The 19,073-nt window shown below is 40.8% G+C and carries 16 protein-coding genes; all 16 read left to right on the forward strand.

Annotated features, from left to right (window positions below; translation table 11 throughout):
* Entirely contained in the window at positions 1 to 2,001 is a 2,001-nt protein-coding gene (locus C1A12_RS10885; protein ID WP_101843902.1) for a chemotaxis protein CheA, read from the forward strand.
* 13 nt (positions 2,002 to 2,014) lie between these two features.
* The gene (locus C1A12_RS10890) at positions 2,015 to 2,482 is read left to right on the forward strand and encodes a chemotaxis protein CheW (protein WP_101843903.1); all 468 of its coding nucleotides are present in this window, start codon (positions 2,015 to 2,017) and stop codon (positions 2,480 to 2,482) included.
* On the forward strand, positions 2,472 to 3,101 hold the full coding sequence (locus C1A12_RS10895; protein ID WP_101843904.1) for a chemotaxis protein CheC: 630 nt from the start codon (positions 2,472 to 2,474) through the stop codon (positions 3,099 to 3,101). The genes C1A12_RS10890 and C1A12_RS10895 overlap by 11 nt, the downstream gene beginning before the upstream one ends.
* Positions 3,094 to 3,585, forward strand: coding sequence for a chemotaxis protein CheD (locus tag C1A12_RS10900; protein WP_101843905.1), 492 nt, complete (start codon positions 3,094 to 3,096; stop codon positions 3,583 to 3,585). The genes C1A12_RS10895 and C1A12_RS10900 overlap by 8 nt, the downstream gene beginning before the upstream one ends.
* Positions 3,586 to 3,805: 220 nt before the next feature.
* On the forward strand, positions 3,806 to 4,576 hold the full coding sequence (locus C1A12_RS10905; protein WP_101843906.1) for a FliA/WhiG family RNA polymerase sigma factor: 771 nt from the start codon (positions 3,806 to 3,808) through the stop codon (positions 4,574 to 4,576).
* A 226-nt stretch (positions 4,577 to 4,802) separates the two neighbouring features.
* Complete coding sequence (locus C1A12_RS10910; protein ID WP_101843907.1) at positions 4,803 to 5,195, forward strand: DUF6115 domain-containing protein; 393 nt, start codon at positions 4,803 to 4,805, stop codon at positions 5,193 to 5,195.
* A 161-nt stretch (positions 5,196 to 5,356) separates the two neighbouring features.
* Entirely contained in the window at positions 5,357 to 6,103 is a 747-nt protein-coding gene (gene rpsB, locus C1A12_RS10915; RefSeq protein ID WP_101843908.1) for a 30S ribosomal protein S2, read from the forward strand.
* A 77-nt stretch (positions 6,104 to 6,180) separates the two neighbouring features.
* Entirely contained in the window at positions 6,181 to 7,065 is an 885-nt protein-coding gene (tsf, locus tag C1A12_RS10920; protein ID WP_101843909.1) for a translation elongation factor Ts, read from the forward strand.
* Positions 7,066 to 7,188: 123 nt separating this feature from the next.
* Positions 7,189 to 7,911: a UMP kinase gene (pyrH, locus tag C1A12_RS10925; RefSeq protein WP_101843910.1), complete on the forward strand. Its 723-nt coding sequence runs from the start codon at positions 7,189 to 7,191 to the stop codon at positions 7,909 to 7,911.
* Positions 7,912 to 7,913: 2 nt separating this feature from the next.
* Complete coding sequence (gene frr / locus C1A12_RS10930) at positions 7,914 to 8,471, forward strand: ribosome recycling factor (protein ID WP_101843911.1); 558 nt, start codon at positions 7,914 to 7,916, stop codon at positions 8,469 to 8,471.
* A gap of 248 nt (positions 8,472 to 8,719) precedes the next feature.
* Positions 8,720 to 9,487: an isoprenyl transferase gene (locus tag C1A12_RS10935; RefSeq protein WP_101843912.1), complete on the forward strand. Its 768-nt coding sequence runs from the start codon at positions 8,720 to 8,722 to the stop codon at positions 9,485 to 9,487.
* Between the two features lie 14 nt (positions 9,488 to 9,501).
* Positions 9,502 to 10,293: a phosphatidate cytidylyltransferase gene (locus C1A12_RS10940; RefSeq protein WP_101843913.1), complete on the forward strand. Its 792-nt coding sequence runs from the start codon at positions 9,502 to 9,504 to the stop codon at positions 10,291 to 10,293.
* Between the two features lie 87 nt (positions 10,294 to 10,380).
* The gene (dxr, locus tag C1A12_RS10945; RefSeq protein ID WP_101843914.1) at positions 10,381 to 11,526 is read left to right on the forward strand and encodes a 1-deoxy-D-xylulose-5-phosphate reductoisomerase; all 1,146 of its coding nucleotides are present in this window, start codon (positions 10,381 to 10,383) and stop codon (positions 11,524 to 11,526) included.
* Positions 11,527 to 11,542: 16 nt separating this feature from the next.
* A complete protein-coding gene (rseP, locus tag C1A12_RS10950) occupies positions 11,543 to 12,799 on the forward strand; it encodes an RIP metalloprotease RseP (protein WP_101843915.1) in 1,257 nt (418 codons plus the stop codon).
* 89 nt (positions 12,800 to 12,888) lie between these two features.
* Positions 12,889 to 14,592, forward strand: coding sequence for a proline--tRNA ligase (locus tag C1A12_RS10955; RefSeq protein ID WP_101843916.1), 1,704 nt, complete (start codon positions 12,889 to 12,891; stop codon positions 14,590 to 14,592).
* A gap of 108 nt (positions 14,593 to 14,700) precedes the next feature.
* On the forward strand, positions 14,701 to 18,990 hold the full coding sequence (locus C1A12_RS10960) for a PolC-type DNA polymerase III (protein WP_101843917.1): 4,290 nt from the start codon (positions 14,701 to 14,703) through the stop codon (positions 18,988 to 18,990).
* The last annotated feature ends 83 nt before the right edge of the window (positions 18,991 to 19,073 follow it).

The following is a 19,073-nucleotide window of genomic DNA, read 5'->3' on the forward strand; positions in this document are numbered from 1 at the left end:
ATGGAAACCAACCAATATTTAGATCTATTCATCGATGAAAGCAGTGAACATCTACAGTCGATTAACGATCGGTTACTGGAGTTAGAGAAAAGCCCGGAAGACACTTCAATTGTGGGAGAAATATTCAGGTCCGCTCATACTCTAAAAGGGATGGCAGCGACGATGGGGTATGAGGATTTAGCGGACCTGACTCATAAAATGGAAAATGTATTAGACGGGGTAAGAAACGATAAGATTCAAATCGATGCTGAAATGCTGGATATCGTTTTTGAATCTGTTGATCATTTAGAAGCTATGGTTCTTGAGATCTCCCAAGGGGGAACAGGCGAAAGAGATATCAGGAGGGTTGTAGAACTTTTGCAAGCAATTGAACTGGGAGATGCGCTTGACCAAAGGAAGAAAGAACAATCCCTGCCTGCAGATACTACTCCTTTCCAAGAGAATTCAGTAGATGAATTTACCCGTACAGTTCTTAAGCAATCGAAAGAACAGGGGCTGTCAAATTATCATATTATCGTTTCCCTAAGGGAAGATTGTATGCTGAAGGCTGCAAGAGTTTATATGGTGTTTGATGTGCTAGAACAAATGGGGGAGGTCATTCTTTCAACTCCTCCAGTTGAGGATTTAGAGAATGAGGATTTCGAAACTGATTTCCAGGTGTTATTTGTTACCGAAGAATCACGTGAAGATATCGACGCTAAAATTATGAAAGTTTCCGAGGTTCATAGTGTACATATTACAGAATATAAGATTTCTGAAACCGAGAACAAAGCGCAAGTCCCGTCTGCACAAATAGAAAAAGATGACAGCAGCAATGAAAATAATGGTGCTTCTTCAAATTCCAAACAAGCACTGAATAAAACAATCCGAGTTAATATTGATCGTCTTGACGTCCTTATGAATCTATTTGAAGAACTTGTTATCGACCGTGGTCGTTTGGAGCAGATATCAAACGAATTACAACATTCCGAGTTGCAGGAAACTGTAGAAAGAATGTCTCGAGTTTCAGGTGATTTGCAAAATATTATTTTAAATATGCGAATGGTACCAATAGAACAAGTGTTTAATCGTTTCCCAAGAATGGTACGTCAACTGTCCAGGGATTTGAACAAAGATATAGATTTAAGAATCATAGGGGAGGAGACGGAGCTTGACCGCACAGTAATAGATGAAATCGGAGATCCCCTTGTACATTTACTAAGGAATGCCATAGATCATGGCATCGAGAGTCCTAATGAACGTAAAAAGAATGGAAAGTCCGGAACAGGGAGTATTGAACTGAAAGCGTACCATAGTGGAAATTATGTTTTCATTGATATCACCGATGATGGCGGCGGCATTAATCGAGAGAAGGTCCTGAAGAAAGCGCTGGATAATCAAGTGGTAACAAGTGAACAAGCTGAAAAGCTATCCGAACAAGAAGTATATGAGCTGATTATGGCCAGTGGGTTTTCAACAGCCGATACAATCTCTGACGTTTCCGGCCGCGGAGTTGGATTAGACGTTGTAAAAAATACAATCGAATCGCTGGGTGGAACGATTACTATTAATTCACAGCTGGGTGAAGGAAGTAACTTTTCGATACAGCTGCCACTAACCCTGTCTATTATTTCTGTCATGCTTGTCGAAGTCCAAAAAGAGAAATATGCTATCCCGCTTTCTTCCATTATTGAAACAGCGATCGTTAAAAAGGAAGAGATTCTTCGTGCACATAACAAAGAAGTTATTGATTTTAGAGGAAGTGTCGTTCCGTTAGTATTTCTAAAAGACGTTTTGGAAGTTCCTATTGAGTTAGAAGAAGATGAGTATTATTCACTTGTCATCGTTAGGAAAGGAAATAAGATGGCCGGCCTTGTCGTAGATTCATTTATTGGACAGCAGGAAGTTGTGTTGAAATCATTAGGGGATTACTTATCAGGTGTTTTTGCTATTTCAGGAGCTACAATTCTTGGGGATGGCCAAGTAGCTTTAATTTTGGATGCAAATGCGTTAATTAAATAAAGGAGGCTGTAAAATGGGAGTAGAAAGTAAATCAATGAAAGTGATCATTTTTCAACTTGATCGTGAGGAGTATGCTATTCCGGTTCACCAGGTAGGTTCTATTGAAAGAATCATGCATATTACAAGAGTACCTCGTACCTCTTCATTTGTAGAAGGAGTGATTAATCTAAGAGGAATCGTCACACCTATTATAGATTTGCGCTCCAGGTTCGGAATTGAAACGGCGCCTTATAGTGAAAGTACTCGTATAATCATTGCCAACATTGAGGAAATGGATGTGGGGCTGATTGTGGATGCGGCCAATGACGTACTGGATTTTGAAGTAGAAGCAATAGAACCTCCTCCCGAAGTCATAGATACAATGGAAGCGGAGTATGTCAAAGGCGTAGTAAAAGTAGAAAAGCGCTTGTTTATCCTCCTAAATTTAAGCAAAGTTCTCTCCACAAGTGAAATCAAGGAATTAGAAGAAATTGAAGGCTGAGGAAAGGGTATTTAAAGATGAATTCTCTGCTTTACAGCTTGACGTTTTAAAAGAGGTTGGAAACATAGGGGCAGGAAATGCTGCAGCCTCTCTTTCCACCTTATTAAATAAGCCCATTAATATGTCAGTCCCTTCCATCCAGGTGATTGAATTTGATAAGGTAATGGACTTAGCAGGGGGCGCTGATAATGAAACGGTAAGTATATCATTACGGATAGAAGGAGATGCGCCCGGGAGTATGTTTTTTATGCTGTCTCCTCAACAAGCTGATGACTTTATTACAGAGCTTTTTAAAGAAGAGAGCGGATCCACAGAACTTAGACAATCTGCCCTTCAAGAACTTGGGAATATTATTGCGGGTTCCTATTTATCTAGTCTTGCTGATTTTACTCAACTTGACCTTATGCCTACTGTTCCTGTCGTGGTGTCAGATATGGCAGGAGCTATTTTAAGTGCAGGGTTAATCAAGCTTTCTCAATATTATGACCGGGCCATTGTAATCGAAACGTTATTAGAGGATAAACAGGTTGACGGTAAAATGAATGGACATTTCTTTCTCTTTCCTGATCCGGAATTTTACAAGGTATTATTTCGGTCAGTTGGTGTTTTCAATGAATAAGGTCAGCCAGGTAGTTAAAGTTGGAATAGCAGATATGAATATTGTAACAGCCCCGGAAGTGTTAAAAACGTCAGGTCTTGGTTCTTGTGTTGGGGTAGTGCTCTATGATGCAGGACGTGCTAAGGCTGGAATGGTCCATATCATGCTGCCAAACTTTAATTATAGTAAGAATGCAGGAGATAATCCTGCCAAATACGCAGATAGTGGGATTGAGCTTCTTTACCACAGGCTGATTAAGGCCGGCGGATGTCCTCAAAGATTTACTGCCAAAATTGCAGGAGGTGCTCAAATGTTTCAGTTTAGTACTGATATGATGCGGATCGGTCCTAGAAACGTGGAAGCTGTTAAAAGTAAACTTCTTCAGCTGAATATTCCTTTAGAAGCTGCTGATGTAGGCGGTAAATGTGGACGGACTATTGAATTTGACCCTTCTTCATGCCTGCTCAATGTACGGACTGTTCATAAAGGAGAAAGAATAATATGATTCCATCTATTAAGTAGAACATAAGTTTTGATGTCAAAGCGCTTTTTGTTTGGGACTGCTGCAAATTCTTTGGTGTGATGTGGGTTTATATTAATGGTACATTCTTTTCCAGGACCATTGCGCTTATTGCAAAAAAACAAAAGGCCGTAAACAAAAAAGCCTGATGAACTTTAATTAAAGTTAGTTCTCCCGCAATTAAGCGGGTCAAGGAGGGATACGGATGCACGGCTCTGTAACACATGAAAATGAGTTATGGGAAAAGTGGGTAAACGATGGGAACAGCGATGCCGTTAACGAGTTAGTTCAGGTATATGACTATTTAGTTAGCTTTCACGTCCAGAGAATTTCGGCTCATTTACCTAAAAGTGTCTGCAAAGACGATGTGAGAAGTTTAGGTCTTCTTGGGTTGTATGATGCGCTTAGAAAGTTTGATGTCAATCGTGATTTGAAATTTGATACATATGCATCGTTTCGTATCAGGGGATCAATCATTGATGGTTTACGGAAAGAAGACTGGCTGCCGAGATCAGTCAGGGACAAATCAAAAAAGGTAGAAGCCGCTGCTGAAGAGCTGGAACAGCATTATAAAAGACCTCCGACCTCCGGGGAGGTAGCAGAGAAAACCAGCATGAGTAAACGGGAAGTTGAAGAAGTGATGAAAGACACGTTATTTGCTAATGTGCTTTCCATGGAAGAGAAACCAAAAGAGGGAAAAGAAGAACATAAAGAAGGCATTGGTTATTCTATACCTGATCAAGGTGCTCTATCTCCTACTGAACGTATCATACAAAAGGAAAACTATCAGGAACTGGCCGAGCAAATAAAAAATTTGAATGAAAAAGAACAGTTAGTAGTAAGTCTATTTTACACAAAAGAACTTACCCTTACTGAAATTGGGGAAATAATGGAATTAACAACATCAAGAATCTCTCAAATTCATGCCAGGGCACTATTTAAACTTCGCCACTCTCTTATCGAGATCGTCAGCTAATTATTGGCGGTGCTGATTGGACAATCATTAGAGACGTTACAATGGCGACAAGAGTAATATAAGACAATATACATAGGGTAGTGTAATTGTAAGAGGATTTAGGGATGAGGCTCTATGTTAAAACTGCAGTTTTAAAAGATAAATGAAGGGGCCAGTTTTAAAGAGCGAGAAATGGGGTGGATACCCCCTTGCTGCAAGATCGACTATACGGGTGGGGCTGAATTATATGTTATATTTTTTACTGGTAATCAGTTTTATAATTGACGGGATAATCATCTTTGCACTATTCACAGTGTTTACAAAAGTGAAAAAAACGGAAGAAATAGAACTGAGACAGCAGGAAGTAGCAAAGGAGATAGAAGATCTTTTTTCTTCTTATCTGTTAGAAATTAAAGAAGAAAACAGCCGCTTTGAATCTAAGGTAATAGAATCTTCGAATAACGAAAGTGAAACCTACAAACCTCCTGAACCTGATAAAGAAGAAGACTATGAGGTGTCTACTCAATCAAAAGTGATTTCTTTGTACAACAAGGGGAAGTCAGTTGATGATATAGCAAGAGAGCTTAATTTAGGTGTGACTGAAACACAGTTAATTGTTAAGTTTCACAAAAAAAAGTAGCATCATCTACTTGATTGAGAAGGATGATTATGGTATATTTACTGTCGGTGTCAATACACACACCTTCTAATTTCACTCCCAGGTTGCTCTAGCATATAGAGTTGGGAAGGAAAGATGATGACGGTGGAGGATACTAAAAAAACCAATAGGAGGAATTACTAATGTCTGTTATTTCTATGAAACAGCTTTTAGAAGCTGGTGTTCATTTTGGACACCAAACCCGTCGCTGGAACCCGAAGATGAAGAAGTACATCTTCACTGAGCGTAACGGAATTTACATCATCGACCTGCAAAAAACGGTTAAAAAGGTAGATGAAGCATTCAACTATGTACGTCAAGTTGCTGCTGACGGTGGAAACATTCTTTTCGTAGGTACGAAAAAGCAAGCTCAAGACACGGTACGTGATGAAGCTACTCGTTGTGGTATGTACTACATCAACCAACGCTGGTTAGGTGGTACTCTGACAAACTTCCAAACGATCCGTAAGCGTATCAACCGCTTAAAGGATATCGAGCGTATGGAAGAAGACGGTACTTTTGATGTACTTCCTAAAAAAGAAGTTGTAGATTTATTAAAAGAAAAAGATCGCCTAGTTAAATTCCTGGGCGGAATTAAAGAAATGACATCTATTCCTGATGCAATGTTTGTCATTGACCCTCGTAAAGAGCGCATTGCGATTGCAGAAGCTCACAAACTTAATATTCCGGTAGTTGGAATTGTTGATACTAACTGTGACCCAGATGAAATCGACTACGTGATTCCAGCTAACGATGATGCAATTCGTGCGGTTAAATTGCTTACAGCTAAAATGGCTGATGCTGTTCTTGAAGCGAAACAAGGTGAAGAAACTGAAGTAGCTGAAGAAGCAGAAGTTGAAGCAGAAGCAGTAGAATCCGTAGAAGAGTAATTGATGTTCAAGAGGTGATAAGGGGGAATACCTTTTATCACCTTTTTTAAAGCAAGAATATTTAAGGAGGCTATAACATGGCTATTAATGCAAAAATGGTAAAAGAACTTCGTGAAAAAACCGGCGCTGGTATGATGGATTGTAAGAAAGCACTAACTGAAACAGACGGTGATATGGATAAAGCGCTGGAATGGCTTCGTGAAAAAGGAATTTCAAAAGCACAGAAAAAAGCTGACCGCATTGCTGCTGAAGGCTCTGCACATATTGTTGTTGAAGGAAATACAGCGGCATTATTTGAAGTGAACTGTGAAACAGACTTTGTTACTAAAAATGACCAATTCCAATTATTGCTTCAGGAGCTTGGCAAACATTTAGTAGAGCAGAAGCCTGCTACTGTTGAAGAAGCTTTGGAACAGAAGCTTCACGGAGAAGGAAGCAGCCTAAATGACTATATTACTGATGTAGTAGCGAAAATCGGAGAAAAAATCTCTCTTCGTCGTTTTGTAGTTAAGGAAAAAACTGATAATGATGCCTTTGGTGCTTATACTCATATGGGAGGACGCATCGGAGTACTTACTGTTCTTGAAGGTTCTACAGATGAGGCTGCAGCAAAGGATGTTGCTATGCATGTAGCAGCGGTTAATCCTCGCTATGTTTCTCGTGATGAAATTCCTGAAGAAGAAGTAAATGCTGAGCGTGAAACTCTTAAAACACAAGCTCTAAATGAAGGCAAGCCGGAGAATATTGTGGAAAAAATGGTTGAAGGCCGCCTGAACAAATTCTTCCAGGAAATCTGCCTTCTTGAGCAGGATTTCGTTAAAGATCCTGATCAGAAAGTGAAGAAATATGTGGCAGCTGCAGGCGGAGAAGTGAACGGATTTGTTCGCTTTGAAGTAGGAGAAGGCATGCAGAAGCGTGAAGAAAACTTTGCTGACGAGGTTATGAGCCAGGTTAAAAAATAATAGATTGACAAAAATAGGGGACACGGGGTGTTCCCTATTTTAAAAAAAGAACGTAAACAACCGCTACATAAATGAATAAAAAAGTAGCAAAAGGATTAAACCAGGGAATAAATGGAGGTTTCTATGACTACAGCGCGCTATCGACGAATTGTATTAAAACTTAGTGGAGAGGCTCTAAGCGGTGAAAATGGCTTCGGCATTGAACCCGGAGTCATTAAATCGATTACTCAGCAAGTTAAAGAAGTAGCTGAATTAGGTGTGGAAGTCGCCGTTGTTGTAGGCGGCGGCAATATCTGGCGCGGTAAGGTCGGCAGTGAAATGGGGATGGATCGTGCCAACGCTGATTATATGGGGATGCTTGCAACCGTCATGAACTCTCTTGCCCTTCAGGACAGCTTAGAAAACATCGGGATACCGACGAGAGTTCAAACATCAATTGAAATGAGACAGGTAGCTGAACCTTATATAAGAAGAAAAGCGATACGCCATTTAGAAAAGAAACGTGTCGTTATTTTTGCGGCCGGAACTGGGAATCCGTACTTCTCTACAGATACAACGGCTGCTTTGAGAGCTGCTGAAATTGAAGCTGATGTCATTTTAATGGCAAAAAACAATGTGGACGGGGTATACTCTGACGATCCGAAAGTCAATGAAGATGCTAAGAAGTACGATAAAGTTTCTTATCTAGAAGTACTAAATGAAGGATTAGGAGTAATGGATTCTACTGCTTCATCATTATGTATGGACAACGACATTGATTTACTGGTATTCTCTATTACAGAAGAAGGTAACATTAAGAAAGCCGTAATGGGCGAAAATATTGGAACGATCGTAAGGGGGAAATAGTCATGTCCGACTCAGTAATTAACGAAGGAAAACAACAAATGGAGCAAGCCGTTCAAGCTTTCTCTCGACAATTAGCTACCGTAAGAGCTGGTAGAGCCAATCCATCAATATTAGATAATGTGTATGTCGATTATTACGGTGCTGCTACTCCATTAAATCAACTGGCACAAGTTTCCGCACCTGAGCCGCGCCTGCTTGTCATTACTCCATTTGACAAGTCAGCAATCTCGGAAATTGAGAAGGCTATCCAAAAAGCTGATCTGGGTTTATCACCTTCAAGCGATGGTAATGTGGTAAGAATTAACATTCCAGCTTTAACAGAAGAGAGACGTAAAGACCTTGTTAAAGTAGTAGGCAAATATTCAGAAGAAGCAAAAGTCCAGGTGCGTAATATCCGTCGGGATGTCAATGATCAACTTAAAAAACTTCAAAAAGATGGAGATTTGACTGAAGATGATCTTCGTTCATCTCAGGAAGATGTTCAAAAAGTAACAGATCAAAACATTGCTGAAATCGATAAGCTGGCAAAAGCTAAAGAAGAAGAAATGATGGAAGTGTAAAGGTATCGATTCGTTTTATAGCGATAGTTAAGTCTAAAGGGCTTCTAATTATTGCTGAATTTTATAAAGCCGCACTGTTGCTGGATGACAGTGCGGCTTTTGTTTTACTCAATCATTTGTTATGCGTTAGCTTTTGGCTTTTAGCATCTATTACGCTTTTCTTAAATCCTCTTTAAGAGATCGGCAGCATGTTGTAGGATAATAGTATATAATAATATAATGGAGCCATCGAACTGGAGGATTTATTCATGCCAATCAAGTTTCCATTTACAAGGAATAAAAAACAAACGATCAATCGAACCCTTGGTTTAGATTATGATCATATACCAAAACACGTAGCGATCATTATGGATGGAAATGGTCGATGGGCAAAGAACAGAGGAATGCCTCGGATAGCAGGTCATAAAGAAGGAATGAGCGTCGTTAAGAAAATTGTCCGTCATGCATCCGACCTCGGCGTACAAATACTAACACTTTATGCGTTTTCAACAGAAAACTGGAAACGTCCGAAAAATGAAGTTGATTTTTTAATGAAGCTTCCTGTTGACTTTTTAGGTACATATTTACCTGAGTTAATTGAGAGGAATGTGCAGGTCCAAACCATTGGCGATGTCAGCCTCTTACCCGAACATACTCAAAAGGCAATAAGAGATGCGATTGAGAAAACTTCAGATAATGATGGGTTGATTCTAAATTTTGCATTAAATTACGGCAGCCGTTATGAAATGGTGCATGCTGTCAAGGAAATTGCAAAAAATGTAGAGAAGGGCGAAATTTCATCTGAGGAAATAACAGAAGAGATGTTCACCTCTCATTTGTATACTTCTAAACTGTTCGAGCCTGATTTGCTTATTCGCACGAGCGGAGAGCAGCGGCTTAGTAACTTTTTATTATGGCAGCTTGCTTATTCAGAATTTTGGTTCACTGAAGTTTTCTGGCCTGATTTTGATGAAAGCCATTTCGAAAAAGCGCTGTATGATTATCAAAATAGGAAGCGTCGATACGGCGGAATTTAAGGTGTGAATGTATAATGAAACAAAGAACTATTACAGCAATCGTTGCAGTACTTATATTTTTACCTATAGTTATTTTAGGCGGTGTGCCGTTTCAACTTTTCGTCTATTTGATCGCAAGTATAGCTATATTTGAGTTAATGAGAATGAAGAAGATTGCCAGGTATTCCATTGCATCAGGAATAACTCTGTTGTTACTTTGGGCACTTATGTATAAAGAAGGGACACTAGCAGGCTATTCTCTCCCTATTACAAAAGCAGAAATCACCCTTTTAGCAGTCCTGGCCCTGCTGAGTTACACGGTACTCGTTAAAAACCGTTTCACATTTGATGATGCAGGGTTTCTTATAATTTCAGCCTTTTATGTAGGTATGGGTTTTTACTATTTAATAGAGACCAGGGAGGCGGATTTAGAGTATATTTTTTATGCTTTGTTTGTCGTCTGGGCTACCGATACAGGAGCCTATTTGTTTGGCAGAGCCTTTGGCAGGCATAAACTTTGGCCGCAGATTAGTCCGAAAAAAACAATAGAGGGCTCAGTAGGCGGAATATTATTGGCATGTGTAGTAGCTTTTATATTTCAACTTGTAGAACCTGTGCACTCCTCTATGATGGTTGTATTATTTGTAACCGTGATTATATCGGTGGCAGGTCAAATAGGCGACCTGGTGGAATCGGCTTTTAAAAGGCATTATGCTGTTAAAGATTCCGGGAAAATTCTGCCGGGGCACGGAGGAGTTTTAGACAGATTCGACAGCTTGATTTTCATGCTGCCAATCCTGCATTTAATAGGATTTATTTCAACGTGATTCTAAACGTATATATTTTTTCGACTGGAGAAAAATCAACAGAGCATAAGTTTTGTTGATTTAAAGGGGAGTCAGGGGGAGTACGAAATGAAGCAGATTGCACTGTTGGGAGCAACCGGTTCAATAGGGTTGCAGACACTTGATGTATTAAGGATACACAGAGAGGAATTTTCTTTATACGCCTTGGCTTTTGGAAGAAATATTGATGAAGCTGTACCGCTTATACAGGAATTCAAGCCGGAAATTGTGGTCGTTCAAGACGAAGATGCAAAAAAAAGACTGGAGAATGAAATAGACCATTCCTGTATTTTAAGCGGAAGTGGAGGTTTAATTGAAGCAAGTGTTGCCGATTCTGTAGATGTAGTCGTCAATGCAGTTATGGGCAGTATAGGGCTTCCTGCGACGCTTAAAGCAATAGAAGCTAAGAAATCGATTGCTATTGCCAATAAAGAAACACTTGTTACAGCGGGACATTTAGTCATGGAAGCTGCCCGTAAACATCAGGTGGCACTGCTGCCTGTGGACAGCGAGCATTCAGCTATCTATCAGGCTTTAAATGGAGAAAATCCTAAAGACATCCACAAGTTGGTTATCACTGCATCAGGAGGGAGCTTTCGGGATAAGACCCGGGATGAACTGGCAGGGGTGACAGTTAAAGATGCTTTAAACCACCCGAACTGGAGTATGGGCGCTAAGATTACTGTAGATTCAGCCTCTATGATGAACAAGGGACTGGAGGTAATTGAAGCCCACTGGTTATTTGGAGTTCCTTATGATAAAATCCATGTAATTCTACATAGAGAAAGTGTGATCCACTCTATGGTGGAGTTTGTGGATCGTAGTGTAATAGCTCAGTTGGGAACGCCTGATATGAAAGTACCGATTCAATATGCACTGACTTATCCGAACCGGCTTAATCTGCCGATGACGAAGCAGCTGGATCTCGAGGAAATCGCATCCTTGCATTTTGAAAAAATGGATATGGAAAGATTTCCTTGTTTACGAATGGCTTACGAAGCAGGGCGTGAAGGCGGGTCTATGACGACCGTGTTAAATGCAGCGAACGAGGAAGCTGTACAGTTGTTTTTAAATAACCAGATCTCTTTCCTGGATATTGAACAGCTGATTGAAAAAGAGCTTGAGAGCCATCAAGTTATTCATACCCCTGACTTATCAACCATACTATCTATAGACAAGACTACTAGAGAAAGAGTCCGCAGCCATTTAAATTAAAAGGAAGGTGCTTCATTTGACTACAGTGATTGCGTTTATAATCATGTTCGGCTTACTTGTGTTTGTACATGAGTGGGGGCATCTCATTTTTGCCAAAAGGGCAGGAATGCTCGCCAGAGAGTTTGCAATCGGTTTTGGGCCGAAAATCTTTGCTTTTACAAGAAACGAAACTCTATATACGATCCGTTTATTGCCGATAGGCGGCTATGTCAGAGTGGCTGGCGAAGACCCGGAAATTATTGAATTAAAAGCAGGTCACCATATCGGCCTGGAGTTTAATGATTCTGGCAAGGTCAATAAGATTATAGTTAATAATAAGTCAAAACATCCAAATGCACGTGTGATTGAAGTTGAAGAAGCTGATTTGGATCATCGTTTAATTATTGAAGGCTATGAAATTGATGAAGAGGAAAAGCTGTTTTTTGAAGTAGATCCAAAGGCCATGTTTGTAGTAGATGAGAAAGAAACTCAAATCGCTCCTTTTGATCGTCAATTCGCCTCTAAATCTGTTCCACAAAGAGCTATGCAATTATTTGCCGGGCCATTGATGAATTTTGTTCTGGCGATCATTCTGTTTATGATTCTCGGCTTTATTCAGGGAGTACCAGCCGATAAAGCCATGATTGGTGAAGTGCAGCAGGAATCACCAGCAGAACAGGCAGGACTGCAGCCAGGTGATGAAGTAACAGCGGTCAACAATGAAAGTGTTAATACATGGGAAGAGTTCACGACGATAGTAAGGGAGCACCCTGAAGAAGAAGTAACACTAACTGTTTCTAGAAATGGACAAACCAATGAGTTAACCGTCACCCCGAATCGTTTAGAAGAGGGAGACGTAGAAATTGGGCAGGTAGGCGTAGCTCGCGCGTTTGAAGATTCGATAGCTAAGAAGCTGACATTCGGATTTACACAGACGTATGAATGGGGATCTTTAATACTGACAAATCTCGGCATGCTGGTCACAGGGCAGTTCTCCCTTGATATGCTGTCCGGTCCTGTTGGTATATACGATGCAACTGATCAAGTCGTACAAACCGGTTTAACTAATTTCGTGATGTGGACTGCAATACTAAGTGTAAACCTGGGCATTATTAATTTGCTTCCTCTGCCAGCATTAGACGGCGGCCGATTATTATTTGTAGGTTTAGAAGGCGTGCGCGGCAAGCCAATTGATCCACAAAAAGAAGGGATTGTGCACTTTGTTGGTTTTGCATTATTAATGCTTTTAATGCTTGTTGTAACATGGAACGATATCCAAAGGTTATTTCTTTAGTTCAAGGGGCTCGGGAGCATGGAGAGAAATAGCTCTCATCATGCTTTAGAGCCTTCTTTTTATTTTTAATAAAAAATGGGGTGTATATAATGAAACAGAGTCAAATGCTGATACCAACCTTAAAAGAAAATCCTGCAGACGCAGAAATCAAAAGTCACCAGCTTCTTGTGAGGGCAGGATACATAAGACAGATTGCATCCGGGGTTTACAGTTATTTACCGTTAGGAAAACGAGTTTTAAGAAAGGTGGAAGAAATTGTAAGGGAAGAAATGGATAAGGCCGGTGCTCATGAACTAATGATGTCTGCCTTACAGCCTGCGGAACTATGGAAAGAAAGCGGCAGATGGAATACTTATGGTTCAGAATTAATGCGGCTTCACGATCGGCACGAGCGGGAATTTGCTCTTGGGGCTACACATGAAGAGGTAATTACAAGTCTCGTCCGTGATTCGATTAAAAGCTATAAGCGTCTTCCGTTATTGGTCTATCAGATTCAAAATAAATTTAGAGATGAAAAGAGACCCCGCTTTGGACTGCTTCGTGGTCGAGAATTTTTAATGAAAGATGCTTACTCGTTTAATGAATCATTTGAAAGTCTGGATGAAACGTACGATCAAATGTTCACAGCTTATTCAAATGTATTCTCAAGATGCGGCTTAGACTTCCGTGCTGTGATCGCCGATTCCGGACAGATGGGTGGAAAAGATACACATGAGTTTATGGTGCTGTCCGAAGTTGGGGAAGATGTTATTGCTTATTCTGATACTTCCGACTATGCTGCAAATATAGAAATGGCTCCTGTTGTTATGGATTATCCTTCATCAAACGAGACTCCAAAAGAATTATCAAAAGCCGCTACGCCTGAACAAAAAACAATGCAGGAGGTAGCAGATTATCTGGGCCATGATTTAGACAAAGGGTTAAAATCAATCATGTTCAAAGTAGACGAGCAGTTTGTCATGGTAGTTACCCGTGGAGACCATGAAACTAACGATGTTAAGTTGAAGAACTTCTATGATGCTGATATTGTTGAACTGGCAACTGAAGAGGAAACACGTCAGCTGCTTGGTACCGGATTCGGTTCACTAGGGCCTATCAACGTACCAGAAGAAGTAGAAGTAGTCGCAGATAGAGCTGTTGAAAAGCTTATTAACGTAACTTGCGGTGCGAATGAAGAAGGCTATCATTACACAAATGTCAATCCATCACGTGATTTCAATGTAAAAGCATATGCTGATCTGCGTTTTATTAAAGAAGGAGATCCTTCTCCTGATGGTCAGGGTATCATCCAGTTTGCCAGAGGGATCGAAGTTGGGCACGTCTTTAAACTGGGTACGTTTTATGCTGAAAATATGAACGCTTCTTATCTGGATGCTCAGGGTAAATCTCAAACGATGGTTATGGGCTCCTACGGGATTGGAGTGTCACGGACGGTTGCTGCAATAGTGGAACAATATCACGATGAAAGTGGCATTACATGGCCATCCCATATTGCGCCATATCAAGTACACCTTCTGTCTCTTAACCCTAAGAAGGAAGACCAGCAGAGGCTGGCAGATGAATTGTATGAGCAGCTACAGGCTGCTGGTATTGAAGTGTTATATGATGACCGCAAAGAAAGAGCGGGCGTTAAATTTGCGGACAGCGATTTATTTGGAATTCCTTTACGAATTACTGTAGGAAAACGTGCAAGTGAAGGTATAGTAGAAGTAAAAGAGCGGCAGACAGGTAAGCAGGATGAACGAAATCAATCAGAGATTGTTGACACTGTCCGTCAATGGTTCGATAATTAATAGAGAGTTTTTAATGTACCCTTGCTTAAGTGGACAGGCAAGGGTATATTTTTCGTATATGATACCACCTAATTATAGGATAAAGAATCCGGAGAGGAAGGAATCAGATTGGATGTAAGCAGTCAGGACAAGATGTACTATTTGTTGGAACAAATCCAATTTCCTCAAGATTTAATACAGCCTCACTTTGAAAATAGTAAACTAGAAAAGCTTACTGTCTATAAATCAGAAAAAAAGTGGCATTTTTTATTCCGATTTGAAAAACCTCTGCCCCCTTCAGTTTATCAACTTTTCACAAGTAAGCTGCAAAGCACTTTTCGTGCCCTGGCTTCAGTTGAATGGACAATAGAAGCAAATGATAAAAATGTAAGCGCAGAGGATATTTGTGAATATTGGCGGAGCTTTATTCAATCGATCAGTGATTTGACTCCTGGTTATAAAGATTTACTCATGGAACAAGTCCCTGAAGTTAACGGTAACAAGGTTATGTTAACATGCAGGAACTTAGCTGAAAGTCATGCTATAAAGAAAAAGCTGGAAATGCCGCTGCAAAGCTTTTGCTTACGAACGGGACTTAACGCCCTTATGCTGAATACTCGTGTGAAGGAAGAGCAGGAAGAGTTAAAAAAGTTCCAGGAACAACGTCAGCAGGAAGATAAGCTTATCGTCCAGAGGGCTGTAAAAGACCAGGAAGAACGAGCTAAAGAGAAGGAAGACCATAAACCTAAAGGTCCGCTTGAAATCGGTTATAAAATTCAAGATGAACCTGAACCAATGGAAACTCTCCTTGAAGAAGAACGAAGAAAAACAGTACAAGGCTACGTGTTTGATGTTGAAATTAAAGAGCTGCGTTCAGGCCGTCACCTTTTACTTCTTAAAGCCACGGATTACACAGATTCCTTTGCTATTAAAATGTTTTCCCGGGGGGACGACCATCCCGAACTCTTTAAACAAGTTGAAAAGGGTATGTGGATTAAAGCGCGCGGCAGTATTCAAACCGATAACTTCACAAGTGAATTAACTATGATGGCGAATGATATTAATGAAGTGAAGCCGGTAATTAGAAAAGATGAAGCAGAAGGTCAAAAACGAATTGAACTTCACGCTCACACTACGATGAGTCAGATGGATGCGCCTGTTTCAGCTTCCCGATTAATCGCTCAGGCAGCAGACTGGGGGCACGAAGCTATAGCAATCACCGATCACGCAGTTGCCCAGGCATACCCGGAAGCCCATGCAGCCGGTGAAAAAAACGGAGTAAAAATCATCTATGGCATGGAAGCGAACCTCGTTGACGATGGGGTACCGATCGCTTACGAAGAACAGGATCGTGAACTGGCTGACGATGTTTACGTCGTATTTGACGTGGAAACTACAGGGCTTTCTGCTGTTTATGATAAGATTATTGAGCTTGCGGCCGTTAAGGTAAAAGACGGGGAGATTATTGATCGGTTTGAGTCCTTTGCAAACCCTCATCAGCCGCTGTCGCAAACTACTACCGATTTAACGGGCATAACGGACGAGCACGTGAAGGACGCGCCTGAAATTGAGGATGTCCTTAGAGACTTTCATCAATGGATGGATGATGATATCTTAGTTGCTCATAACGCAAGCTTTGATATGGGATTCTTAAATACTGGTTTTGACCGTATAGACTTAGGCAAAGCTTCCAACCCGGTTATTGATACACTTGAACTGGCGAGGTTTTTAGTCCCTGAGTTAAAGAATCACCGATTAAACACCCTTTGTAAGCATTTCGATATTGAGCTTACACAGCATCACCGGGCAATTTACGATGCGGAAGCAACAGGTTACTTACTGTGGAAGCTGGTAAAAAAAGCTTTAGAACGCGGTATCAGCAATCATAAAAATTTGAATGATTATATGGGCGAAGGCAAGGCCTACCAGCGTTCGCGTCCGTCCCATGTTACTTTGCTGGCTGCTAACTCCACAGGGTTGAAAAATATTTATCGTTTAGTGTCAGAAGCTCACGTCAATTATTTCTACCGTGTACCTCGAATTCCCCGGTCCCGTTTGGCCAAGTTGAGAGAAGGGATTCTTGTAGGTTCAGGATGTGACAAAGGAGAAGTGTTTGAAGCGGCTATGCAGAAGTCAGAAGAAGAGGCTGAAAAAGCAGCCTCGTTTTATGATTTCATTGAAGTTCAGCCTGTGGGAAATTACTATCATCTTCTGGAAAAAGATTTGGTTCAAAATCAAGCCCAACTTTATGACATTCTTAAGAAGGTTGTAAAAATTGGGGAACGACTTAATAAAACAGTTACTGCAACCGGCAACGTACACTATTTAGACCCACATGACAAACAGTATCGGCAGATTCTTATTTCTTCTCAAAACGGAAACCCTTTAAATAGGCAGACTCTTCCTGATGTGCACTTTAAAACCACAAATGAAATGCTGGAAGAGTTTTCATTCCTGGGTGAGGAGAAAGCGCATGAAATAGTTGTCACAAATACTCACCTTATCAATGAGCAGATTGATAAAATCACTCCTGTCAAAGATGATCTTTACACCCCGAATATTGAGGGGGCGGATCAGGAAATTAGAGATATGTCGTACAATAAAGCGAGAAGCCTCTACGGAGATGAACTGCCTGAACTGGTAGAGAAACGTTTGGAGAAAGAGCTGGAGAGTATAATCGGACACGGATTTGCGGTCATTTATCTAATTTCACAAAAACTGGTAACCAAGTCCCTGGAAGATGGATATCTCGTGGGCTCGCGTGGTTCAGTGGGCTCTTCATTTGTAGCAACTATGACGGATATTACAGAGGTTAATCCGCTCCCTCCGCATTATGTTTGTCCAAGCTGCCGACACCATGAATTTTTTACAGATGGCTCTGTAGGTAGTGGATTTGACTTGCCGGAAAAGGATTGTCCAGAATGTGGAACTGCGTATAAAAAAGACGGTCAGGATATTCCATTTGAAACGTTCCTTGGTTTTAAAGGAGATAAAGTTCCAGATATTGATTTGAACTTCTCAGGGGAATATCAGCCGCACGCTCATAACTATACAAAGGTTCTATTCGGTGAAGAAAATGTTTACCGTGCAGGTACAATTGGCACCATCGCTGAGAAAACAGCTTATGGTTACGTAAAAGGGTACGCAGGGGACCACCAGCTTCAGTATAAAAATGCCGAAGTAGATCGTCTGGTCCAGGGGTGTACGGGAGTGAAACGGACAACAGGTCAGCACCCCGGCGGCATAATTGTTGTGCCAGATGATATGGATATTTTTGATTTTTCACCTATTCAGTATCCGGCAGATGATACAAAATCGGAATGGAAGACGACACACTTTGATTTCCATTCGATTCACGATAATCTGCTTAAACTTGATATACTCGGGCACGATGATCCAACGGTTATCCGAATGCTTCAGGATTTAAGCGGGATTGATCAGAAAGAGATTCCTGTAGATGATCCTGAAGTGATGAAGATTTTCAGCGGCCCTGAAGCTTTAGGCGTAACGGCAGATCAAATTATGTGTAAAACAGGAACACTCGGGGTGCCTGAATTTGGTACCCGGTTCGTTCGTCAAATGCTTGAAGATACAAAACCAAAAACTTTTGCTGAACTGGTTATTATTTCGGGACTTTCCCATGGCACAGATGTATGGCTCGGGAATGCGGAGCAGTTAATTAACGATGGGATTTGTACACTGCCTGAAGTAATCGGCTGCCGTGATGATATAATGGTTTATCTTATGCATAAAGGGCTTGATCCATCTCTTGCTTTTAAAATCATGGAATTTGTAAGAAAAGGGAGAGGGCTTCAGGATGAATGGATCGAAGCAATGAAGGAACACGGGGTCCCGGACTGGTATATTGATTCTTGTAAGAAAATCAAGTATATGTTCCCGAAAGCCCACGCTGCAGCCTACGTGCTGATGGCCGTACGGATTGCATATTTTAAAGTTCATTATCCTATTTACTTTTATGCTGCTTACTTTACCGTTCGTGCAGGCGACTTTGAGCTTGAAACAATGATTAAAGGTTCTGAAGCGATTCGTAAACGGTTAGAAGAAATCCAGGCTAAAGGGTTAGACGCCACACCAAAAGAAAAAAGTTTAATGACAGTTCTGGAAATCTCCCTGGAGATGTGTGAACGAGGCTTTGGTTTTAAACCAGTTGATCTTTACAATTCAAGTGCCACAGACTTTTTAGTAGACGGAAATAACCTTGTACCTCCTTTTAATGCAGTAGATGGTTTAGGTACTAATGCGGCGATTAGTATTGTTAATGCCAGAAAAGAAGGAGAATTTCTTTCGAAGCAGGATCTTCGGGAAAGAAGCCGTATTTCGAAGACAGTTCTTGAATATTTGGATACACAAGGATGTTTAGAAGGAATGCCTGAAGAGAACCAGCTTTCACTGTTTTAGGTTGTATTGCATTATAACGGAAACTATGGTATATTTTTTATGGTGACAAGAGCGATAAGAACGGCCGAAAGAGTGGGGAAACC

The organism is Halobacillus sp. Marseille-P3879 (assembly GCF_900240285.1).
Lineage (GTDB): Bacteria > Bacillota > Bacilli > Bacillales > Halobacillaceae > Halobacillus_A.